Here is a 21,545-nt window from a genome sequence, read left to right on the forward strand (position 1 = left end):
AGGTTGCTCCTCTATTTCTTTTGTAGTTCCCAGTACTGTATTGCCATGATAGTCTTAGCATCACAGATATAACCTGACTGGATCAGGTTCTTGGCCTCCTCTAGACTCACTTCTAGAACCTCCAAGGTTTCATCATCGTCTTGTGGACGAGGATTATCTACCTTAGTCAAATCACTTGCTAGGTAGAGTTTCAATTTTTCATTACAAAAACCAATCGCAGAATAGAAATCGTACAACAGTTCCAACTTAGCCGTGTAGGCAACTTCTTCTTCCAATTCACGAAGAGCCGCTGCCATTGGATCAGCATTTTCACCAGTTTCCAGTTTTCCTGCGGGAATCTCATAAGAAACAGCCTCGATGGCCTTTCGATATTGCTTAACGAGTACAATTTTATCCTCAGCTGTCACAGCTAGAACACAAACAGCTCCATTGTGAAAAATTAAATCACGTTGGGCAGTACCTTTGCCTTCTGGCAGTTCTACCTGATCTTGCACCAGTTTAAAGATAGGGCCTTGATAGATTTCTTTTCGACTAAGCGTTTTTTCTTCAAATTCCATAATCGACTCCTACTGGTTCTTAGGATGATGAGGCAAGCGCCTTGCGTACTCATCCTTGTTAACTTGTCGTCCACGTCCAACTGCGATAGCATCCGCAGGTACATTCTTGGTAATGGTTGAACCCGCTCCAACCAGAGAATTATCTCCAAGTTCTACAGGAGCGATGATGGTTGAATTTGATCCAACAAAGACATTGTTGCCAATCACAGTTTTATATTTGTTTTTCCCGTCATAGTTTACTGTAATCGTACCAGCACCAAAGTTAACATGGCTACCTACTTCACAGTTGCCGATATAGGTTAAATGACCTGCCTTGGTATTTTCACCGATCGAAGAACCTTTAACTTCTACGAAGTTTCCAATATGAACTTGGGCAGCTAAGTTTGAACCTGGACGGATATGGGCATAAGGACCAACAGTCACGCCGTCTGCAACCGTACTTTCCTCAATCATAGAGTTCGTAATCACAGCCCCAGCTCCAATATTACTATCCACAATATAAGTTCCATTTGTTAAAATAGTCTCCGCACCAATTTTCGTTTGACCTTTCAAGGTAACATTAGCTTCGATTTGGACCTCAGGAGCAATCTCAACATCAATATCGATGTAGGTTGCTTCTGGATTGACAAAGCTGACGCCATTAACCATGTGAGCGTGATTGATACGGCGACGCATCACTGCTTCCGCAGTCGCAAGAGCTACACGGTCATTTACCCCAAGACTTTCATCAAAGTCTTTCAGAGTATAGGCACCAACCTTCTCACCAGCCTCACGGAAGATACCAATCACATCAGTAATATAGTATTCTCCTTGGGCATTGTTGGTGTTGATATTTTTAAGAGCTTCAAAAAGACGTTGGTTATCAAAAACGTAAGTTCCTGTATTGATTTCCTTGATTTGTTTTTCAAAATCTGAGGCATCTTTTTGCTCAACAATACGAAGAACTTCTGCATTATCGTTGCGGACAATGCGACCGTATCCAAAAGGATTTGCCGCTTCAGCTGTCAGGATAGTCGCAACATTCTTGTGATTGATATGGAAATCCAAGAGATTTTTCAAGCTTTCACCCGTAATCAGAGGCGTATCCCCAGCGATAACCAAGGTATGACCTGAGCAATTTTGCAAAATTGGCTCTGCCATCATAACAGCATGACCCGTTCCTAACTGTTCTGACTGAGTTACAAAGTCTGTCTGTCCAGTCAAGACTTGCTCAACTAACTCAGCCTTGTGACCCACTACAGTAACTGTTTTTTCAGGTTGAATAGCACCAACGCTACGAAAAACATGTTCCAACATTGAAATTCCTGCTACTTTATGAAGTACCTTAGGAAGATCTGATTTCATGCGAGTACCTTTACCCGCTGCTAAAATAATGGCATAATTTGACATAATCTTCTCTTTTCTCTAGAAATTCACTTATATTATACCATATTTTATTTTCTAAGGAGCAAACAAACAAGGAAATAGGGATAAGGGACTGTTATACTCACTTTTTTCGACGTTTTCTTTGATTTTTTTATTTATTTACGTTAAACTAAATAGATATGAGAAAAAAGATTAATCCAGCTATTATTTTTACTTTATTTACTATATTTATAGCTATTTTGATCCTCAATAAACCAACTTATGAAGACCATCCAGTCAAGTCAAAGCCAAATGCTGTCCAGGTTGAAAATCAGGCCTTGCATAATCTTGACAAACCTATTATTGATGTCTCTGGTTGGCAAAGACCTGAGGAAATCAACTACGATACCTTGTCTCAAAATATTTCAGGTGTTATTGTTCGCGTTCACAATGGGGCTCAACATACTGAAAAAAATGATGCGGCTTATGCCAATGGTGTCGATAAAGCCTATAAAAGTCATATTACAGAATTTCAAAAGCGTAATGTCCCAGTTGGAGTCTATGCCTACCTAGCTAGCCCCAGCAAGGAAGAAATGGAAAAAGCCGCTGAAGTTTTCTATAATGCTGCTTCTCCTTACAACCCTAGTTACTATTGGTTGGACGTTGAAGAAAAAACAATGTCTGATATGAACGAAGGGGTTGAAGCCTTTCGTGCTAAACTGGAATCTTTAGGTGCTAAAAACATCGGCATCTATATTGGAGTTTACTTCATGCAGGAACACAGTATCAATACAGATAAATTCACTGCTATTTGGATTCCTTCTTACGGAACAGACTCTGGTTACTTTGAAACAACACCCAATACCAGTTTAGACTACGACCTCCATCAATACACTTCAAAAGGAAGAATTGCTGGATTTGAACATCATTTAGATATTAATCTGATTTCTACTTTGAAGGAAAAAGAAGAAACCTTCAGAAAGCTATTTTTAAGACCATAAAACAAGTGAAAATCGTAACTTTTTCACTTGTTTTTTCATTTTTTTGCCGTCTGTGTTATAATTGTTAGAATAGAGAAGAATTTTATGAAATTGAGGATTTTATTATGTTTTCATGGATTACACGAGTTATTAAAGGAATTGTCATTGCCCTTGGATTTATCTTGCCCGGAATTTCTGGAGGAGTTCTGGCTGCTATTTTGGGTATCTACGAGCGAATGATTTCTTTTCTGGCTCATCCCTTTAAGGATTTTAAAGAGAATGTCCTTTACTTTATCCCAGTAGCTATCGGGATGTTGCTCGGAATTGGGCTATTTTCATATCCAATCGAGTATTTGTTAGAAAATTACCAAGTTTATGTTTTATGGAGTTTTGCAGGAGCTATCATCGGTACAGTACCTAGCCTCCTTAAAGAATCTACTCGAGAGTCTGATCGTGATAAGATTGACCTAGTCTGGTTCTGGATCACCTTTATCCTTTCAGGAGTCGGGCTCTACGCGCTAAACTTTGTTGTTGGCTCACTCAATGCCAGTTTCGCTAGCTTCATCTTAGCGGGGGCTCTGTTGGCACTTGGTATCTTGGTACCTGGTTTAAGTCCGTCAAATCTACTCTTGATTTTGGGACTGTATGCTCCTATGCTAACTGGTTTTAAAACCTTTGATTTATTTGGAACCTTCCTTCCTATCGGAATTGGTGCAGGTGCAACCCTCATCATTTTTTCAAAATTAATGGATCACGCCTTGAACAACTACCACTCCCGTGTTTATCACTTTATCATCGGCATTGTTCTTTCAAGCACTCTTTTAATTTTGATTCCAAATGCTGGAAATGCTGAAAGTATCCAATACACTGGACTTTCCATTGTGAGCTATGTTCTCGTTGCCTTCTTCTTTGCGCTTGGTATCTGGCTTGGTATCTGGATGAGTCAATTGGAGGATAAGTATAAATAATGGCAAAAAAAGTCAAGATTAAAAAAACCTTGGTCGAACAAATCTTGACCAAGGCAGGTATTGACCATACTGGTATTCAAATCAATGCGCTTGAAGGAGAACTTCCTCCTGAATACGACCGAAACCAAATCTTTAAAACCTTGGCTCTTTTGGGAGATAAAACAGGACCGATTATTGGAATTGTTCCCATAACAGAACATCTCGCCGAGAAAAAACTAGCAAAAGTTTCTGGCAATAAAAAAGTGAGCATGATTCCGCAGAAAGACTTAGAAAAAACGACAGGCTACATTCATGGGGCAAATAATCCCGTCGGCATTCGCCAAAAACACAATTATCCAATTTTTATTGATCAGACTGCTTTGGATTTGGACCAAATGATCGTCTCTGCTGGGGAAGTCGGGCATAGTATCATCATACGCCCTCGAGACTTGGCCAGCTTTGTGAAAGCGGATTTTGCTGACATCTTGGAGGAAAACAACTGATGAAACTCTATTTTGTTCGTCATGGTCGCACCCTCTGGAATCTTGAAGGACGTTTTCAAGGCGCTAGTGGCGACTCGCCCCTTCTTCCGGAATCCATTGACGTCCTAAAACAACTGGGCCACTATCTCAAGGAAATACCTTTTGATACGATTTATTCAAGTGATTTACCCAGAGCAGTCAAATCTGCTGAAATTATCCAAAGTCAACTCCAGACCCCTTGTCCTTTAAAGAGCATTCCTGACCTACGTGAATGGCAACTTGGAAAACTAGAGGGATTAAAAATCGCTACGCTCAATGCCATCTACCCACAACAAATCAAGGCCTTTCGCTCCAATCTGGCTCAGTTTGATACGAAGATGTTTGAAGCAGAGTCCCTTTACAGTACTACCAAGCGGACTATTCAGTTTATCAAATCTCTGAAAGAGAGCAAGGCTGAAAGAATCATGATCGTGGGTCATGGCGCAAATCTCACTGCTAGCCTACGGACACTTCTAGGTTATAAAGAGGCTCACCTTCGCAAAGATGGGGGCTTGGCCAATGCTAGTTTGACAATTTTGGACACTGAGGATTTTGAATCCTTCACTCTCGAAAGATGGAATGATACTTCCTATCAAAGAAAATAATGAAACTTGATCCCAGCGGTCAAGTTCTTTTTAGTTTTCAAAGAATATCCGTGAATTTCTCTGCTATTTATGATAAAATGGGAGTATCGCAAAAAATGACTCATCGTATCAAATTTTGAGTAAAATTAGGAGGAACCCATGTCTACAGAACATATGGAAGAACTAAATGACCAGCAGATCGTTCGCCGTGAAAAAATGGCTGCGCTCCGTGAACAAGGAATCGATCCCTTCGGAAAACGTTTTGAACGTACTGCTAACTCTCAAGAACTAAAAGACAAATTTGCAGAACTTGATAAAGAACAATTACATGAATTAAACGAAACTGCTACTATCGCTGGACGCTTAGTAACTAAACGTGGTAAAGGAAAAGTTGGCTTTGCCCATCTTCAAGACCGCGAAGGTCAAATCCAGATCTACGTTCGTAAAGATGAAGTTGGTGAAGAAAACTACGAAATCTTTAAGAAGGCTGACCTAGGAGACTTCCTCGGTGTCGAAGGTGAAGTCATGCGTACAGATATGGGAGAGCTCTCTATCAAGGCAACTCATATCACTCACTTGTCTAAAGCACTTCGCCCACTTCCTGAGAAATTCCACGGTTTGACAGACGTTGAAACCATCTATCGTAAACGTTACCTTGACTTGATTTCTAACCGCGAAAGCTTCGAACGTTTTGTTACTCGTTCAAAAATCATCTCTGAAATCCGTCGTTATCTAGATCAAAAAAACTTCCTTGAAGTAGAAACACCTGTCCTTCATAATGAAGCCGGTGGTGCTGCTGCTCGTCCATTTATCACTCACCACAATGCCCAAAACATTGACATGGTGCTTCGTATCGCGACTGAGCTTCACTTAAAACGTCTTATCGTTGGGGGTATGGAACGTGTCTATGAAATTGGTCGTATCTTCCGTAACGAAGGAATGGACGCTACTCACAACCCTGAATTCACTTCTATCGAAGTTTACCAAGCTTATGCAGACTTCCAAGATATCATGGACTTAACTGAAGGTATTATCCAACACGCTGCTAAGGCAGTTAAGGGTGATGGTCCAGTTAACTACCAGGGCACTGAAATTAAGATCAACGAACCATTTAAACGTGTTCACATGGTGGATGCTATCAAAGAAATTACTGGTGTAGATTTCTGGCAAGACATGACTTTCGAGGAAGCTAAAGCTATCGCTGCTGAGAAGAAAGTTCCAGTTGAGAAACACTACACTGAAGTTGGTCACATCATCAATGCCTTCTTTGAAGAATTTGTTGAAGAAACCTTAATCCAACCAACTTTTGTCTACGGACATCCAGTAGCTGTGTCTCCACTCGCTAAGAAAAATCCTGAAGACGAACGCTTTACTGACCGTTTCGAGCTCTTCATTATGACCAAGGAATACGGTAATGCCTTTACCGAGTTGAACGATCCAATCGACCAGCTTAGCCGTTTTGAAGCACAAGCAAAAGCTAAAGAACTTGGGGACGATGAAGCTACAGGTATCGACTACGACTACATTGAGGCTCTTGAATACGGTATGCCACCAACAGGTGGTTTGGGTATCGGTATCGACCGTCTCTGCATGCTCCTCACTGATACAACCACTATCCGTGATGTCTTGCTTTTCCCAACAATGAAATAGACTCTTATCCTCTGGTACTTGCCAGAGGATTTTTCGATACAAAAAGAGACTGAGGTAAACTCAATCTCTTTTCTTATTCTTGATTTTTAACTTGACTGGTGGCTACATCTTCTCCAAACCATTTCTGGCTGATTTCCTGAAATTTTCCTTCTTGGTATAGCGAGATAAAGGCTTGATTCAGAGTAGCTAGCAAAGTTTTATCAGCAGGTCTAACACCCACTGCAAAAGACTCACTTTCAAATCCAGCTGAAAAGACATTGTAGTCATTTAATATACCTTCAGACTGAAGGTAGTAATTGGCATAGACACGGTCAATCAACAGGGCATCAATCCGATCATTCTTCAAATCAATCAAGGCTTCATTGAAACTTTGGTATTGATTTGCCTTCTGGTCTTTTACTTGACTTTTTAACAAGTCTGGCTGCGCTTCAAAGTCTAAATAACCAGAAGAACCTGCCTGAGCTCCCAAAACCTTGTTACTCATATCTTTGACTGACTGGATGTTCTGAGATTTCTTAGAAACTAAAACTTGCTGATTTTCCATATAAGGTATGGTAAAAGCAACCTTCTCTTTCCGTTCATCTGTAGCTGTATAGCCATTCCAGATAGCATCAATAGTACCGTTTTGTAGTTCGGTTTCTTTCATATCCCAGTCGATGGGTTGAAATTTAATCTGAATTCCTAGCTTTTCAGAAACAGCTTGAGCTAAGTCAATATCAAAACCTGCATACTGGCCATTCTTTTCCTCAAATCCCATGGGAACAAAGGTATTGTCAAAGCCAATAGTAATGCTACCCTGCTTTTGATATTTGACCCAATTATCCTGATTTGGGTCACTTGCCTTCTGCGTACAAGCCGTCAGGAAGAAGCTAAAGAACAGAGCAAGTACAAGGGCAATTTTCTTTCTCTTCATAGGCACCTCCTACTTCGGCTCAACCTTAAGGATCTGATCAGCAATATTTTCGGCAAACTGAAGATCGTGGGTCACAACAATCTGGGTCATCCCACGCTCTTTATTTTGAAGGATAAGTTTTTCTACTTCTAATCGTAGCTCTGGGTCTAAAGCCGATGTCGGCTCATCATATCCGATAATTTCAGGATCAATCATCATGGCACGCGCTAAGGCAACACGCTGTTTTTGCCCACCTGAAAGTGAGAATGGAAAGGCATCTGCATGTCCTGCTAACCCAAGTTGTTCTAACAAACCACGCGCCTTCTTCTCAGCAACTTCCTTCTCCATACTCATCGTTTTTATGGGCGACAAGGTTAAGTTATCTAGAACTGACAAATGCGGAAAGAGTTGAAAATCTTGGAAAACAAATCCCAGAAGATTGCGCTTTTCTAGTTCATCTATAGCTAGCGATTCGCCGTTATAGTAGATTTCCCCAGAATCGATGGTTTCCAATCCAGCTAGCATACGTAACAAGGTGGTCTTTCCGCCTCCTGATGGACCTACGATTGCAAGGATTTGCTTTTCAGGAATTGATAGGCTGAAATTGGTTAAGATTTGTTTGCCACCAAAGGCCTTGTTAATGTTTCGTAATTCTAACATAGCAATCCTCCTATCTGTAATAACTGTACTTCTTCTCAAGTTTTTTCGCTACAATGGTTACAAGACCAATCATAATTAAATAAATCGCTCCAGCTAAAAACATAGGAACAAGACTGGCGTCCCGATTGGCTGCTGTCCGACTAGCCAAAATCAAATCTGAAATCCCCAAAGCATAGACCAAAGAAGTATCCTTGACCAAACTCATGATTTCATTAAAAACACTCGGTAAGACGATCTTTGTCACCTGAGGAAGTATGATATAGCGAACTGTCGCAACTGGACTAAACTTCAACACTTTTGCAGCCTCGTACTGTCCTTTCGGAATAGTCTCAATACCTCCACGAAAGATTTCTGCAAAGTAGGCAGCATAGTTGAGCACAAAGGCGATAACAGCTGCAGGAAGACGATCCAAACGAATGCCAATACTAGGCAACACATAGTAGATAAAGATTAATTGCAAGAGCAAGGGAGTGCCTCGCATCACCCATATATAGATATTAATCAGATAATGGAGGGGTTTACAATGGATTTGCAAGGCAAAAGCGATGATAATCCCTAAAGGAATTGAAAAGATTAAGACCAGAGCAAAGACTTGAAGAGTCATACTTGCACCGTTCAATAAACTTGGTAAAATCTCGAATATATAAGACATACTACACCTCCTAAAAAATAATTATTCTTATTATAGCATAAATAAACAATTTAGCAAGAGAAAATATGTGAAAAATTCTATTGTTTTCAGAAAATATAAAACTGTATCTATCCAAAGTGATGAGATACAGTTTTATATTATAGGGAATTTTTAAAGCGTTTCTATGAGTTCTTGCATCTGAACATCATCTGGAATCAGTTTTAAATATGCTTCTGCTTGCATCTTAGCTTCTTCGAAATAACCCAATTCACGCAAAAGATAAGTATATTGCTCCAGAAACTCTGGATTGTCCTTGAGGTCAGATGACAATTCTTGATAGAACTCATAAGCCTTATCTAAATCCTCGATTTCCTGATAAGAACGGGCAATCATCCACTTGGTCAGAAGGTTTTCGGGTTCTTGACTTTGAAGAGCGATAATATCCTCAAATCGCTCTTGTTCCATATAAATGGTTGCGAGTCGAAGGAAAATCTCCTCAAGATCTTCTGCATCTTCTTTTGCAATAAGGAGAAAGTCCTCCGCTGCCTTAGCATCATGCAATTCATAAGAAAACTGAGAAGCCGCTAACAAGAGCCGAGTTTCAAATGGATTTTTCTCCAAACCCTGTTTAACGATACGAAGGGCTTCTTCCACCTGATGTTCCTTGTGCAAGGCTTGACTATAACCATACTCATATCCTTCAAAATTAGGTGAAATGGTATCAATCTGCTTAAAGTAAAGAACAGATTTTTGATACTCTTCTTGATCAAAGTATAGACTGGCCAGTTCAAAAGCGGTTTGGTCATCGTATTCTAACTCTAGAGCCTTTTCTAAAAATTCTGTAGCTGCTTCAAACTTGCCTAACTGAGCATATGCGTAGCCGATTCGTTGGTAGGTTGATAAGCCCGTTTGTTCGTAAATATAGCGGTTGTCCAACTGAGCGTAGCCTTGAATGGCTTCCTGATAGTTTCCTAACTCGCTATCCAACTCAGCCAAACCAAAAACTAATAAGGCATCATCTGAGTAATTTAAGGCTTCCAGTAACTTTTCGCGTGCTACATCTGTCAATCCTTCCAACTGATAGAGGTCTGCCTTCAAGGCCAAGGCCGATACATACCAATCACTATCTGGTGAGATTTCCTCAAGATAGGCAAAGGCTTCCTCAACATTGCCATCCTCGCTAGCAATGCTTGCTAGGTTTAGATTCACTTCTGGAAATTCTGTCACAATTTTTAGATAGATTTCCTTGGCTTGTGGATAAAAGCCAATTCCCTCAAGATAATTTGCTAATTCATAGAGAACTTCGGTCGAATCAGTTTCAAGTGCTTTACGAAAATACTGATCTGCTTTACTTAAATCCTGTTCATCCAAAGCCTGGAGCATGCGTTGACTATTGTTCACTCTTGATTTCCTCCCCTTCTTCTTCATACAAACCGCTGACCTTTTTGTACCAGTTAAAGATAGCAGAGATAACCACCTTAGCAGAGGCATAGACAGGGATTCCCAGCAAGACTCCCCAAATACCAAACATAGAACCTGAAGTTAGGAGAACAAAGAGAACATTGATAGGATGAATATTGAGTTGACTACCTAGAATAAGAGGTGAAACGAAGCGACCTTCAATCGTTTGTTCTACGATAAAGACTATCACAACTTTCAATAGCATGACAGGTCCGGCTATTAAACCTAAAACAAGGGCAGGAAGCATGGCGAGAAAACTACCTAGATAAGGGACTAGATTGAGAATACCTGCCGTTACACCTAGAGTGACAGCGTAGCGTAGACCGATAATCTTAAAGAAGATAATAAACATGATGGCTACAATAATAGCTACTGTAACCTGTCCTCTAACATAGTTTGACAGTTGTTTATTGACATCTGATAGGACTTCACCTACAGGTTCTTTTAACTTGTTTGGGATGAATTTAGTTAGGTAATCTCGCAAGCCTTTCCCATCTCTCAAAAGATAAAAGAGCATGAAGGGTACGATAATAACCGCTACAATAACTTGGGAAACGCTACTGATAAAGGCGCTAGCCCAGTTAACAGCTTGAGAAGAGATTTTGCTCGCCCACATGGTCGCCTCACTAGAAACATTAGCAAGAACTTGCTCCAACTGTGGTCTAAAATCATCTGGCAAGCGTTTGGTTACAAGATCATTGATAACACGGTCAGCATCTTCGAGATAGCTAGGCACATTCTTTGCAAAATTTAAGACCTGGCGTTGGAGATTTGGAATAGCGACTGCCAGCCCCCAAATGATAAAAATTCCAATAATGACAAAAACAATACTGATAGCAAGCACACGATTAATTTTGTGCTTCTCCATCCAGTCAACAATCGGATTGAGGAGGTAATAAAGTAAACCAGATAAAATAACTGGCAACATGACAACCCCTAAAAAGTCTAAAACGGGTAAAAAAATAAAACTAATCTTACTTAGAATGAAAATGTTTAACCCCAGTAACAAGGTTACTAAAAATACAGTGATAGCTTTGTTATCTAAAAACCACTTGAAGAACCAGGATAAGCTAAAATGTTTCTCTTTATGTTCCATAAATACATCCTTTCTGTCATTCTCTCATTATACCATTTTTAATCTAAAATAACTCTTTTTTAAAGTGCTTACATAGATAAGACTGATGCTTCATGGCAGTTATTTTGTGGTATAATGAACTTATCATTATTAAGAGGTATGGACATGAAAGAAACTGTTTATTTTGGAACTTACACTCGTCGCTTATCTAAAGGGATTTACAAGGCAGATTTTGATACAGAAACAGGCCAGCTTGCAAACCTTGAACTTTTTGCTGCTGAACCCAGTCCGACCTACCTTACCTTTGACCAGAAACAACACTTATACACCGTAGGAAGTCAGGATGGCTTAGGTGGCATCGCTGCTTACAAGACAGATGGCGCTTTGCTAAATCACGTGGTTGAAGAAGGCGCTCCCCATTGCTATGTGGCAGTGGATGAAAAGCGTAGCCTCGTGTACGGTGCCAACTATCATAAAGGTCAAGTTCTAGTTTATAAACGTCAAGCGGATGGTAGCCTCATCCAAACGGATTTAGATCAGCATAGCGGACAAGGTCCTCATGAAAACCAAACTTCCCCACATGTACACTATACAGACCTAACACCTGATCAGTATCTCGTGACATGTGACCTTGGTACGGATGAAGTAACGACCTACGATGTTAGTCCAGAAGGAAAACTAAGTAAACTCAATACTTATCAAAGCCAGCCTGGAGCAGGTGCTCGTCACATCGTTTTTCATCACCACTATAAGATTGCCTATCTCATCTGCGAACTGAATAGCACTATTGAGGTCTTGATTTATGATGGTGTTGGTGAGTTTGAACGCATGCAAGTTATTTCGACCTTGCCGGACGGGTATACGGGCTTTAACGGTACTGCTGCTATACGTCTTTCAAAAGATGGTAACTACCTCTATGCATCCAACAGAGGCCATGATTCCATTGCAGTCTATACAATCCTCGCTGATGGTAGTCTGGAATTATTAGAGATTGTTCCAAGTCACGGTAAAACACCACGTGATTTTGATATCACACCTGATCAGGAATTTTTGATTGCTGTTCACCAAGATTCTGATAATGCAACGGTCTTTAAGCGCAATCCTGAAAGTGGTCGTCTTGCAGAGCTTTCTAACGACTTCCATGTCCCAGAAGCAGTTTGCATCAGTTTTTCTAACTAAGATAAAAAAATGAACTTGAGTTTCAAGTTCATTTTTTATAGTTTATTTCTAACATTAATACGGTTAATGGCACGTTGAAGAGCAATCTTAGCACGTCGTTCTTGGTCTATTAAGTGCTTTTCATGGGCTTCTTCGATTTCTCGTTCGGCGCGAAGTTTGGCACGTTCCGCACGACTGATATCGATATCACGAGCACGCTCTGCTGAGTCGGCTACAATGGTAATAATGTCATTGGCAATCTCGATAATCCCTCCGTTCACTGCAATCCAGTTTACATGAGTATCATCATCGATTCGCTTTACCTTTACTTCATCAACCGCTAAAACCGCAATCATATTTTCATGTCGTGGCAAGATCCCCATCTCACCATCCAGAGTTCGAACCGATACAAAGCTGGCATGGTGATCATAGACGAGGCCATCTGGTGTCACGATCTGGACAGTTAACTGAGCCATAGGTCACCTCTTAAAATCCCATTTTCTCTGCCTTAGCAATGACGTCTTCGATTGAACCGACACCACGGAAGGCATCTTCTGGTAGCTGGTCATATTTCCCTTCAAGGATTTCCTTAAAGCCACGAACCGTTTCCGCTACTGGTACATACGAACCAGGTTGGCCAGTAAATTGCTCCGCAACGTTGAAGTTTTGTGACAAGAAGAACTGGATGCGGCGGGCACGCGCAACCAAGGTTTTTTCTTCATCAGAGAGTTCATCCATACCAAGGATAGCAATGATATCTTGCAATTCATGGTAACGTTGAAGAACACGTTTAACTTCCGCAGCTACAGCATAGTGCTCCTCACCAACAATCTCAGGTGCCAAGGCACGAGAGCTTGAAGCAAGTGGGTCAACGGCTGGGTAAATCCCCAACTGTACCAACTTACGTTCCAAGTTAGTCGTTGAATCCAAGTGAGCGAAGGCTGTTGCTGGCGCAGGGTCAGTATAGTCATCCGCAGGCACGTAGATAGCCTGGATTGAGGTTACAGAACCCTTCTTAGTTGACGTGATACGCTCTTGCAATTGACCCATCTCCGTTGCAAGTGTTGGTTGGTAACCAACGGCTGAAGGCATCCGACCCAAAAGGGCAGATACTTCTGAACCAGCCTGAGTGAAACGGAAAATATTGTCAATAAAGAGAAGCACGTCTTGGCCTTCTACATCACGGAAGTATTCAGCAATTGTCAAACCAGTAAGGGCAACACGCATACGTGCTCCTGGTGGTTCATTCATCTGACCAAATACCATGGCTGTTTTCTCGATAACGCCTGATTCTTTCATTTCCCAGTAAAGGTCGTTCCCTTCACGAGTACGTTCCCCAACACCGGTAAATACGGAAATCCCACCGTGTTCTTGGGCAATATTGTGAATCAATTCTTGGATTAAGACGGTTTTACCAACTCCGGCACCACCGAAGAGTCCGACTTTCCCCCCTTTAAGGTATGGGGCAAGAAGGTCGATAACCTTAATCCCAGTTTCAAGAATTTCAGAAGAGGTAGACAATTCATCAAAAGTTGGTGCTTTTTTATGAATTGGCTGACGCTCAGCGTCTTCAGCAAAAGGAGCATCCAAGTCAATGGTATCTCCCAAAACATTGAAGACACGTCCCAAAGTTTCTTTACCTACTGGAACAGAGATTGGACGGCCTGTGTCCAAAACTTCCATTCCACGAGTCAAACCGTCTGTTGATTCCATGGCGATCGTACGGACCATACCATCACCCAACTCCAAGGCTACTTCAAGGACGATTTTTGTTTTTCTTTCGTCATTCTTGTAGACGACAAGTGCATTATTAATCTCAGGAAGTGGTTCCCCTGCTGCAAACAACACGTCTACAACGGGTCCGATAACCTGAGCAATTTTACCTGAACTCATCTCCTTCTCCTATTCTATATAAGATACTGTCGGTTCCTAGTTTATCTAGGTCCAAAGTTCATTTTGATACCTACAGGGTAAAGCCTTATTCTAAGGCGCTAGCACCTGCTACAATTTCTGTAATTTCTTGTGTAATCGCCGCCTGTCTGGCACGGTTATACTGGATTGTCAAATCATTGATGACTTTCTTGGCATTATCAGTCGCTGTCTGCATAGCTGTCATACCTGCGGCATTTTCAGCTGTCTTGGCATCGATAATAGCCCCGTAAATCATACTTTCAGCATACTGTGGCAACAATTGCTCCAAAATTTCATCTCGGCTTGTTTCCAACTCAAATGTCAAGCTATACTCCTCGTCTGCTTCGTTCGGATCGAGGTCTACAATCGGAAGCATTTGCTCCACACGCATTTGGCTGGTGAGCGTATTAACGTGGTGATTGTAGCAGACATAGAGTTCGTCAAAAAGTTCATTTTGATACATTTCAATCGTTTTTGAAATAATTTTACGAACTTCATCAAAGCTAGGTTGGTCAGCCAAGCCTCGTAATTCATAGATTGGTTGAATGCCACGAGCCTTGAAAAAGTCAGCTCCCATACCACCAATACAAATGACTTCAAAGTCATCTCCATTTGGATGATATTCTTCTTTCAACTCCATAACAGTTTTAAGGATGGAAGCATTGTAGCCTCCGACCAAACCACGATCCGAAGTGATGACAATATAGCCTGTCTTTTTAACTGGACGACTAATCAACATAGGATTGTTCGAACCACCAGCTCCATTTCCGTGAAGGATATCTGTCAAGAGTTTACGAACCTTTTGAGAGTATATTTGAAAGTTTCGAGCTGCTTCTTCAGAGCGACCTAACTTAGCAGCTGATACCATTTGCATGGCATTGGTGATTTGACTAGTATTCTTGGTTGAGGCGATTTTTGTTTTAATATCATTTAGAGATACTGCCATCTGACACCTCTATTCTTATTGGAAGCTGGATTGATTGAGAAACTCGGTAATCGCAGCATCCAAGACTGCTTCTTCTGGCAAGTCTTTTGTTTCACGAATGGTTTCCAAAATCTCTGGATGTTGTGCATCAAAGAAGATATGGAACTCTTCCTCAAAGCGAACAATGTCATTTACAGGAACTGTATCCAAGAATCCGTGTGTCAAAGCATACAGGATCGTCACTTGTTTCTCAACAGGCAAAGGCTTGTGAACAGGTTGTTTCAATACTTCTACCGTACGACGACCACGATTCAACTTAGCTTGAGTAGCCGCATCCAAGTCAGAACCAAACTTAGTGAAGGCTTCCAACTCACGGTATGAAGCAAGGTCGATACGAAGAGTACCAGCAACCTTCTTCATGGCTTTAATCTGAGCAGAACCACCTACACGAGATACAGATGAACCCGCATCAATAGCTGGGCGAATACCTGCATTAAAGAGACCATCTCCAAGGAAGATTTGTCCATCTGTAATTGAAATCACGTTGGTTGCGATATAGGCAGAGATATCTCCTGCTTGCGTCTCAATAAATGGTAGGGCTGTGATTGATCCACCACCAAGCTCGTCAGAAACTTTAGCTGAGCGCTCAAGCAAACGGCTGTGGAGGTAGAAAACATCCCCTGGGAAGGCTTCACGACCTGGTGGACGACGAAGCAAGAGGGAAAGCTCACGATAAGCGACCGCTTGTTTTGAAAGATCATCATAAACAATCAAAACATGCTTCCCTTGGTACATAAACTCTTCTGCCATAGCAACTCCAGCATAAGGAGCTAGGAAGAGCAATGGAGATGGTTGTGAAGCAGAGGCTGTCACAACGATTGTGTAGTCCAAGGCACCGTAATGACGAAGTGTTTCTACTTGCGTGCGGACTGTTGATTCTTTTTGACCAATGGCTACATAGATACAGATCATATCTTGACCTTTTTGGTTCAAGATGGTATCGATTGCAATGGTTGTTTTCCCTGTCTGACGGTCACCGATGATCAGCTCACGCTGACCACGACCAATCGGTACAAGGGCGTCAATAGCTTTCAAACCTGTTTGCAATGGTTCTGATACAGACTTACGCTCCATAACACCAGGAGCTGGTGCTTCTACTGGACGAGTCTTGTCAGTATGGATTTCTCCGAGACCATCAACGGGACGACCAAGTGGGTCCACAACACGTCCAATCAAGTTATCACCGACAGGAACTTCCATGATTTTACCCGTACGACGGATAGTGTCTCCTTCACGGATATCCGTGAAGTCACCGAGAATGATGATCCCAACGTCTGTAGACTCCAAGTTTTGCGCCATCCCATAAGAGCCGTTTTCAAAAATCAACAACTCTCCACTCATGGCATTTTCAAGACCGTGAGCACGCGCAATTCCGTCCCCGATATAGGTTACAACACCTGTTTCAGACACATCAAAATTGGGTTTGAAATTTTCAATTTGTTGCTTAATTAAAGCGCTGATTTCTTGTGCGTTAATTGCCAAAAGAACACCACTTTCTATTTCAAATTTTCTTTAACAACACGAAGTTGCTGTTTAATACTCACATCAATTGTCTTGTGATTGGCAAAAATGACAAAACCACCAATGAGACTTTCATCGATTTGTTCTTTGATAGTCCGAACTTTCAGAGACATTTTTTTCTCAATCAAAGGAAGCAATCGCGCCTTCTGAACATCTGTTAATGGATGAGCGGAGGCAATCGTTACTTCAAATCGATTCGTTTCTTTTTCAAGTCGACTTAAACAATCTACAATTACTTCATAAAATAAATTTGCTCTGTGATTGTATAGCAGCACCTGAATAAAGTTTTGCATTAATGGTGACATTGAGTCTTGGAAGAAACGAACGGTTTTTTCCTTATCCGACTCATCTACTGCCACTTGAGCTAAAAAAGAAGGCAAGCCTGTTTCTTCTGCGACTTGCTTGATTTGAGCTAAGTCAGAAAAGATACGGTCTTCTTCTCCCTTTTCAATCACCAATTGGACAAAAGGCATGCTGTATTTTTCAATTACCTTTACTGTCTTTTTGTCCATTAAGCTTCTCCTAGCTGATCGATGTACTGATCAATGAGTTCTTTATGGGCTTGTCCGTCAAGGTTTTGTGAGATGATTTTACCAGCGAGACTAATCGTCAAATCTGCTACCTCACCCTTAACGCTTTGTAAAGCTTCCGCTTTATTTTGAGCAATTTCTTGGTTAGCTTTTTCTTTCAAGCGTCCTGCTTCCAGTTTCGCCTCAGCCAAAATGTCAGCTCTACTTTTCTCAGCTGTTTCCTTTGCATTCTCGATAATTGTCTTAGCTTCCGAACGGCTACCTGCCAACTCAGCTTCACGTTTGCTAGCGAGTTCTTCGGCCTTCTTACGGGCAGCTTCTGCTCCGTCAATATCTGAAGAAATTTTTTCAGCACGTTCATCTAAAATATTGGTAAGATTTCCCCAGGCATATTTTTTCACTAAAAAAATTAATAAAAGGAAGGAACCAGCGATAAGAATAAAGTCACCAATAATGGTACTAATAGTTAAATCCATCTTCTAATCCTCCTCTACTTACTCTTCCTCAGCATTTATCTTCTTACCAATGTACATTGATGACAACATGGTAAAGACATAGGCTTGAATACATGAAATGAAAATCGAAAAGGCTGTCCATAACATGTTTGCGATAAAGGCAAAAGGATACCAATAAAAGGCATTTTGTGCTAAGGCTAGTAACAAGCCAGCCAAGACTTCACCGGCAAAAATATTTCCGTATATCCGAATTGCCAAAGAGGCAAAATTGGTGAACTCTTCTAAAAGGTTCATCGGAGTCATAAAGCCAGGTGTAACAAATGCTCTCAAATATTCTTTAACGCCTCTACGACGAACTCCTTCTACATGGGCGATCAAAGTGATCAATAACGAGAGGGATAAATCGTATCCAAGGTTAGCTGTTGGGGAAGTCCACAAGTTATAACCGTTTGTTGTTTGTACTTTAGCCATTAAACCAATATTATTGGCTACCAAGATAAACAAAAATAGAGAAAACAAGAACAAGGAATAATCCTTCATATAAGTTTCCCCAATATTTCCCTTGGAAAAGCTAATCACAAAATCATAAATCATCTCAAGAGCATTTTGTTTACCCTTTGGACGGATTGTCATTTTACGACTAGTCCAGTAAACAAAAGCAAAGACCATCAAAACAGTTACAAGAGACATGGCAAGTAGGGTCAAATCAAAGGATATAGGTCCAATATTTAAGGTTGGATTCACACTTTCTTCCATGGTTTGACACCTCTTTTTCTAAATAGAGTGATCTATTTGATAACGAATGACATCGCCAAGGTTACAAAGAAGGTACCTTCAACAAAAGCAACCCCAAGAATCAACAGACTACGTAATTGGTCGATAATTTCAGGTTGGCGTGCAGCAGATTTGAACAGACTGCTCACAATCATTCCTTCAGCGATTGAAACACCAAAACAGGCAAAACAAAGACCCAAAAATGTTAAATTCATAATGAATTCTCCTTTTTTATTTAAATTTACTTCCTTAGTTTAGTCCTAAAATTTGTTTTTGTCAACTTTTTACTAACATTGAAAGCGTTTAAGATAATTAATTTCTAATTTTACTTTTTTTGGTACTATAATATAGAAAAGTTTTCCTTTTAAGGGGAGAAATCCCGTATTTTTTTAATTCTTCTGAAACAAAATGAAAGACCCAAGCTTAAAGCGTGGATCTATTTTTGTCTATTTAAAATAAAATGAATGATGTAGTTTGCAAGCTGGATTAAATGGACATGAGCAGAATGGACAAGCTATCTGCTTTTGATATTCTTGAAATGTCATAATCCTCTTACAAGCTCCACATAAAATTGGTTTATCCTTAGAAAGTTTTAGGGGATAGGGAGAAAATACATGTTTCTCCACAGCATTGTGACACTGATAGCATGCGTAGTATTTTTTGCATTCATAACACTGGAGGGAAACAATATCCTTTTCACTATGATAATGAACACATCTGCTTTCATCATCTACCAATAAACCTTGAGCTTGTATCATTCCCTTTTCCTTATCTAGGCACGAACTGTAACACTTGTCCCGTCTTCCTTATAGAGATTGATAAGACCTTCCTTGAGAGCACGAACCATGTCACCTGCTTGTACAGGTTGTGGAACCTTGATTGTCAAGAGTTCCATTGGATTTGGAGCACGATCGATTTTATTTCCCTTGGCATCGTGAAGATCCTCAATATAGGTTTCAAAATGTCGGAAACCTGGTCCATAAAACTCAACTTGGTCGCCTTCATTGATTACGTTCCGTTGACGAATAGTTGCTGTCTGGGTAGCATCATCATAAGAAACAACTTCCGCAACAAACTTGTACTCAGGGATCTTACGACGTGCACCAAACAACTGTTCATTTTCTGTAGGTGTACCATAGTAGAAACCTGTTGCCAATTCACGTTGGGCAACCTTCCACATCTCATCCACCAAGTCCTGTTTGATAGCTTCAAATTTCTCAGGGCTTTCGAGATAAGCATCTACAGCCGCCTTGTAACAGTTAGTTACAGTTGAAACATAGTGGATAGACTTCATACGACCTTCAATCTTGAGACTGTCTACACCATTTTCAATCATATCTGGAATATGATCAATCATAGACATGTCAACGGCTGACATCGAAAATTCTTCTGGGATTTCACCCTTAAGGCTCTTACGTTCTTGACCAAAAGGCATGTCATAGAGATCGTATTTCCAACGGCAAGACTGAGAACATCCCCCACGGTTAGCATCACGCATACTCATGTGGTTTGATAGCGTACAGCGACCTGAGTAGGAAATACACATGGCTCCATGGACAAAGGCCTCAATCTCAACATCTGTACGTTTGCGAATCTCTGCCAATTCCTCCATTGAAACTTCACGAGCCAAAACCACACGAGTTAGACCAAGTTCTTTCCAGAACTCTAGAGTTTCATAGTTGGTTGCACTGGCTTGAGTTGAAAGATGGATTTCAAGACCTGGTGCTTCGGTTGCTGCAATCATAATCAAGGCCGGATCTGACACGATAACTGCGGCAATCCCGATGTCACGCAACTTACGGAACCATTCTCCAGCACCAGCTTCGTTTCCTTCGTGCATAACCATGTTAGCAGCCACATAGACCTTGGCACCGTACTTTGCAGCAAACTGAACGCCTTCTTCCATCTGTTCAAAGGTAAAGTTCCCAGCACGGCTACGAAGACCATAGGCCTGTCCACCGATGAAGACTGCGTCCGCACCATATTGAACAGCTACTTTCAGCTTCTCTAAAGTCCCTGCAGGTGATAAAACCTCAGGACGTTTTAATGTTTTTGTCATTTTTTCTCCTATTTGCAATATAAAAGTTTGACGTTTTTCCTTCTCATTTTATAGTAAATAATAGATAAAATCAAGCCTAGGCAAATTGTTTTGACAATTCTAATCTTCTTAGAAACTAAAAACTAGTCTTTTAAGACTAGTTGTTTTCAAGATAAAATTCAAAACGTTCACCCACATACTGACTCTTAACATATTCAAAAGCCGTCCCATCATCGAGATAGGAAACCTGAGTCAAGGCTAAAATGGCATGCCCCTTTTCGACTTCTAGATAGTGAGCAATCTTTTCCTTAGCCAATCTCGCATAAATGGTCTGTTGGGATTTGCCAATTCGGTAACCATGTTGCTGCAAGGTTTGGAAGAAATGACTGGTTACTTCTTCTTTTTTAAAATTCTTAATAAACTTTTCGGGAATAGAAGCAACTTCATAGACCAGTGGAACTTGATCGGCGTAACGCACCCGTTCCATACGGATGATATTTTCAGTTGGTGAAATACCTAGCTTTGCCACTTCCTGCTCATTGGGAATGGTTCTCCTATAGGAAATCAGCTGACTAGAAGGAACTTTCCCTTGGGATTTGACAATCTCCGTAAAACTAGTGGTGCCCCGCATTTTTTCTTGGACACGAGTGCTAGAGACAAAGGTCCCACTTCCTACACGACGCTCCAAAACCCCCTCCTCAACTAAGAGAGAGATGGCTTGTCGCAAGGTCATCCGACTGACTTGAAACTGGTCTGCAAGATCCCGTTCACTTGGCAGTCTTTCTCCTATCATCCAACGATGCTCGTCGATATCTTTTTTTATCTGATCGTGGATTTTCATATAAGCTGGTAACATGATTCTCACTTCTTT

At 40.9% G+C, this 21,545-nt stretch carries 24 protein-coding genes; 6 read left to right on the forward strand and 18 right to left on the reverse strand.

What is annotated here, in order from left to right; genetic code table 11:
• Positions 1-11 precede the first annotated feature (11 nt).
• Complete coding sequence (locus tag SNAG_RS05660; protein ID WP_096407377.1) at positions 12-557, reverse strand: NUDIX hydrolase; 546 nt, start codon at positions 555-557, stop codon at positions 12-14.
• 9 nt (positions 558-566) lie between these two features.
• Positions 567-1,946 carry a bifunctional UDP-N-acetylglucosamine diphosphorylase/glucosamine-1-phosphate N-acetyltransferase GlmU gene (gene glmU, locus SNAG_RS05665; protein WP_096407379.1) on the reverse strand — a complete coding sequence of 460 codons (1,380 nt, stop codon included), beginning with the start codon at positions 1,944-1,946 and terminating at the stop codon, positions 567-569.
• 155 nt (positions 1,947-2,101) lie between these two features.
• Here glmU and SNAG_RS05670 point away from each other — a divergent pair, with 155 nt between their 5' ends.
• From SNAG_RS05670 to lysS, 5 genes are all read left to right on the forward strand, one after another.
• Positions 2,102-2,902 (forward strand): glycoside hydrolase family 25 protein, encoded by an 801-nt coding sequence (locus tag SNAG_RS05670; RefSeq protein WP_096407382.1) that lies wholly within the window; start codon positions 2,102-2,104, stop codon positions 2,900-2,902.
• 104 nt (positions 2,903-3,006) lie between these two features.
• Entirely contained in the window at positions 3,007-3,849 is an 843-nt protein-coding gene (locus SNAG_RS05675; RefSeq protein WP_096407384.1) for a DUF368 domain-containing protein, read from the forward strand.
• The gene (locus SNAG_RS05680; RefSeq protein ID WP_096407388.1) at positions 3,849-4,331 is read left to right on the forward strand and encodes an aminoacyl-tRNA deacylase; all 483 of its coding nucleotides are present in this window, start codon (positions 3,849-3,851) and stop codon (positions 4,329-4,331) included. Before SNAG_RS05675 ends, SNAG_RS05680 begins: the two co-directional genes overlap by 1 nt.
• On the forward strand, positions 4,331-4,954 hold the full coding sequence (locus SNAG_RS05685; protein ID WP_096407390.1) for a histidine phosphatase family protein: 624 nt from the start codon (positions 4,331-4,333) through the stop codon (positions 4,952-4,954). Before SNAG_RS05680 ends, SNAG_RS05685 begins: the two co-directional genes overlap by 1 nt.
• A gap of 138 nt (positions 4,955-5,092) precedes the next feature.
• The gene (gene lysS, locus SNAG_RS05690) at positions 5,093-6,583 is read left to right on the forward strand and encodes a lysine--tRNA ligase (RefSeq protein WP_096407393.1); all 1,491 of its coding nucleotides are present in this window, start codon (positions 5,093-5,095) and stop codon (positions 6,581-6,583) included.
• A gap of 73 nt (positions 6,584-6,656) precedes the next feature.
• Here the strand turns inward: lysS and SNAG_RS05695 are convergent, their stop codons facing one another.
• The 5 genes from SNAG_RS05695 to SNAG_RS05715 form a co-directional block, all read right to left on the reverse strand.
• Complete coding sequence (locus SNAG_RS05695) at positions 6,657-7,496, reverse strand: amino acid ABC transporter substrate-binding protein (RefSeq protein WP_096407395.1); 840 nt, start codon at positions 7,494-7,496, stop codon at positions 6,657-6,659.
• 9 nt (positions 7,497-7,505) lie between these two features.
• A complete protein-coding gene (locus SNAG_RS05700) occupies positions 7,506-8,135 on the reverse strand; it encodes an amino acid ABC transporter ATP-binding protein (protein ID WP_096407398.1) in 630 nt (209 codons plus the stop codon).
• Between the two features lie 10 nt (positions 8,136-8,145).
• The gene (locus tag SNAG_RS05705; protein ID WP_096407401.1) at positions 8,146-8,787 is read right to left on the reverse strand and encodes an amino acid ABC transporter permease; all 642 of its coding nucleotides are present in this window, start codon (positions 8,785-8,787) and stop codon (positions 8,146-8,148) included.
• A 150-nt stretch (positions 8,788-8,937) separates the two neighbouring features.
• On the reverse strand, positions 8,938-10,167 hold the full coding sequence (locus tag SNAG_RS05710; RefSeq protein WP_172842391.1) for a tetratricopeptide repeat protein: 1,230 nt from the start codon (positions 10,165-10,167) through the stop codon (positions 8,938-8,940).
• Positions 10,157-11,323 (reverse strand): AI-2E family transporter, encoded by a 1,167-nt coding sequence (locus SNAG_RS05715; protein ID WP_096407403.1) that lies wholly within the window; start codon positions 11,321-11,323, stop codon positions 10,157-10,159. Before SNAG_RS05715 ends, SNAG_RS05710 begins: the two co-directional genes overlap by 11 nt.
• A 144-nt stretch (positions 11,324-11,467) precedes the next feature.
• On the opposite strand from SNAG_RS05715, the gene SNAG_RS05720 reads away from it, so the two are divergent.
• Positions 11,468-12,481, forward strand: coding sequence for a lactonase family protein (locus SNAG_RS05720; protein ID WP_096407406.1), 1,014 nt, complete (start codon positions 11,468-11,470; stop codon positions 12,479-12,481).
• A 35-nt stretch (positions 12,482-12,516) separates the two neighbouring features.
• Here the strand turns inward: SNAG_RS05720 and SNAG_RS05725 are convergent, their stop codons facing one another.
• The 11 genes from SNAG_RS05725 to SNAG_RS05775 all read right to left on the reverse strand — a co-directional run bounded on the left by SNAG_RS05725 (position 12,517) and on the right by SNAG_RS05775 (position 21,530).
• Complete coding sequence (locus SNAG_RS05725; RefSeq protein WP_000068035.1) at positions 12,517-12,936, reverse strand: F0F1 ATP synthase subunit epsilon; 420 nt, start codon at positions 12,934-12,936, stop codon at positions 12,517-12,519.
• Positions 12,937-12,946: 10 nt separating this feature from the next.
• Entirely contained in the window at positions 12,947-14,353 is a 1,407-nt protein-coding gene (atpD, locus tag SNAG_RS05730; protein WP_096407408.1) for a F0F1 ATP synthase subunit beta, read from the reverse strand.
• Positions 14,354-14,438: 85 nt separating this feature from the next.
• Positions 14,439-15,317 carry a F0F1 ATP synthase subunit gamma gene (locus SNAG_RS05735; protein ID WP_096407411.1) on the reverse strand — a complete coding sequence of 293 codons (879 nt, stop codon included), beginning with the start codon at positions 15,315-15,317 and terminating at the stop codon, positions 14,439-14,441.
• Between the two features lie 15 nt (positions 15,318-15,332).
• Entirely contained in the window at positions 15,333-16,838 is a 1,506-nt protein-coding gene (atpA, locus tag SNAG_RS05740; protein ID WP_096407413.1) for a F0F1 ATP synthase subunit alpha, read from the reverse strand.
• A 14-nt stretch (positions 16,839-16,852) separates the two neighbouring features.
• Positions 16,853-17,389: a F0F1 ATP synthase subunit delta gene (locus SNAG_RS05745; protein WP_096407416.1), complete on the reverse strand. Its 537-nt coding sequence runs from the start codon at positions 17,387-17,389 to the stop codon at positions 16,853-16,855.
• Entirely contained in the window at positions 17,389-17,883 is a 495-nt protein-coding gene (atpF, locus tag SNAG_RS05750) for a F0F1 ATP synthase subunit B (RefSeq protein ID WP_000366311.1), read from the reverse strand. The genes SNAG_RS05745 and atpF overlap by 1 nt, the downstream gene beginning before the upstream one ends.
• An 18-nt stretch (positions 17,884-17,901) precedes the next feature.
• The gene (gene atpB / locus SNAG_RS05755) at positions 17,902-18,618 is read right to left on the reverse strand and encodes a F0F1 ATP synthase subunit A (protein ID WP_096407418.1); all 717 of its coding nucleotides are present in this window, start codon (positions 18,616-18,618) and stop codon (positions 17,902-17,904) included.
• Between the two features lie 32 nt (positions 18,619-18,650).
• A complete protein-coding gene (locus SNAG_RS05760) occupies positions 18,651-18,851 on the reverse strand; it encodes a F0F1 ATP synthase subunit C (protein WP_096407421.1) in 201 nt (66 codons plus the stop codon).
• A gap of 231 nt (positions 18,852-19,082) precedes the next feature.
• Entirely contained in the window at positions 19,083-19,394 is a 312-nt protein-coding gene (locus tag SNAG_RS05765) for a CHY zinc finger protein (RefSeq protein ID WP_096407423.1), read from the reverse strand.
• Positions 19,395-19,408: 14 nt separating this feature from the next.
• On the reverse strand, positions 19,409-20,695 hold the full coding sequence (locus SNAG_RS05770; protein WP_096407426.1) for a peptidase U32 family protein: 1,287 nt from the start codon (positions 20,693-20,695) through the stop codon (positions 19,409-19,411).
• 136 nt (positions 20,696-20,831) lie between these two features.
• Positions 20,832-21,530, reverse strand: a complete 699-nt coding sequence (locus SNAG_RS05775) for a GntR family transcriptional regulator (protein ID WP_096407428.1) — start codon at positions 21,528-21,530, stop codon at positions 20,832-20,834.
• Positions 21,531-21,545 lie beyond the last annotated feature (15 nt).

Origin of the sequence: Streptococcus sp. NPS 308, from assembly GCF_002355895.1 — a bacterium.
GTDB lineage: Bacteria > Bacillota > Bacilli > Lactobacillales > Streptococcaceae > Streptococcus.

Coding starts and splice junctions, on each gene's coding strand:
- atpD (WP_096407408.1), bottom strand. CDS start 14,353: ATGAGTTCAGGTAAAATTGCTCAGGTTATCGGACCCGTTGTAGACGTG.
- SNAG_RS05685 (WP_096407390.1), top strand. CDS start 4,331: ATGAAACTCTATTTTGTTCGTCATGGTCGCACCCTCTGGAATCTTGAA.
- SNAG_RS05660 (WP_096407377.1), bottom strand. CDS start 557: ATGGAATTTGAAGAAAAAACGCTTAGTCGAAAAGAAATCTATCAAGGC.
- SNAG_RS05760 (WP_096407421.1), bottom strand. CDS start 18,851: ATGAATTTAACATTTTTGGGTCTTTGTTTTGCCTGTTTTGGTGTTTCA.
- atpF (WP_000366311.1), bottom strand. CDS start 17,883: ATGGATTTAACTATTAGTACCATTATTGGTGACTTTATTCTTATCGCT.
- SNAG_RS05715 (WP_096407403.1), bottom strand. CDS start 11,323: ATGGAACATAAAGAGAAACATTTTAGCTTATCCTGGTTCTTCAAGTGG.
- SNAG_RS05695 (WP_096407395.1), bottom strand. CDS start 7,496: ATGAAGAGAAAGAAAATTGCCCTTGTACTTGCTCTGTTCTTTAGCTTC.
- atpB (WP_096407418.1), bottom strand. CDS start 18,618: ATGGAAGAAAGTGTGAATCCAACCTTAAATATTGGACCTATATCCTTT.
- SNAG_RS05770 (WP_096407426.1), bottom strand. CDS start 20,695: ATGACAAAAACATTAAAACGTCCTGAGGTTTTATCACCTGCAGGGACT.
- SNAG_RS05725 (WP_000068035.1), bottom strand. CDS start 12,936: ATGGCTCAGTTAACTGTCCAGATCGTGACACCAGATGGCCTCGTCTAT.
- SNAG_RS05735 (WP_096407411.1), bottom strand. CDS start 15,317: ATGGCAGTATCTCTAAATGATATTAAAACAAAAATCGCCTCAACCAAG.
- SNAG_RS05775 (WP_096407428.1), bottom strand. CDS start 21,530: ATGTTACCAGCTTATATGAAAATCCACGATCAGATAAAAAAAGATATC.
- lysS (WP_096407393.1), top strand. CDS start 5,093: ATGTCTACAGAACATATGGAAGAACTAAATGACCAGCAGATCGTTCGC.
- SNAG_RS05765 (WP_096407423.1), bottom strand. CDS start 19,394: ATGATACAAGCTCAAGGTTTATTGGTAGATGATGAAAGCAGATGTGTT.
- SNAG_RS05700 (WP_096407398.1), bottom strand. CDS start 8,135: ATGTTAGAATTACGAAACATTAACAAGGCCTTTGGTGGCAAACAAATC.
- SNAG_RS05680 (WP_096407388.1), top strand. CDS start 3,849: ATGGCAAAAAAAGTCAAGATTAAAAAAACCTTGGTCGAACAAATCTTG.
- SNAG_RS05745 (WP_096407416.1), bottom strand. CDS start 17,389: ATGGACAAAAAGACAGTAAAGGTAATTGAAAAATACAGCATGCCTTTT.
- SNAG_RS05720 (WP_096407406.1), top strand. CDS start 11,468: ATGAAAGAAACTGTTTATTTTGGAACTTACACTCGTCGCTTATCTAAA.
- SNAG_RS05670 (WP_096407382.1), top strand. CDS start 2,102: ATGAGAAAAAAGATTAATCCAGCTATTATTTTTACTTTATTTACTATA.
- SNAG_RS05705 (WP_096407401.1), bottom strand. CDS start 8,787: ATGTCTTATATATTCGAGATTTTACCAAGTTTATTGAACGGTGCAAGT.
- glmU (WP_096407379.1), bottom strand. CDS start 1,946: ATGTCAAATTATGCCATTATTTTAGCAGCGGGTAAAGGTACTCGCATG.
- SNAG_RS05675 (WP_096407384.1), top strand. CDS start 3,007: ATGTTTTCATGGATTACACGAGTTATTAAAGGAATTGTCATTGCCCTT.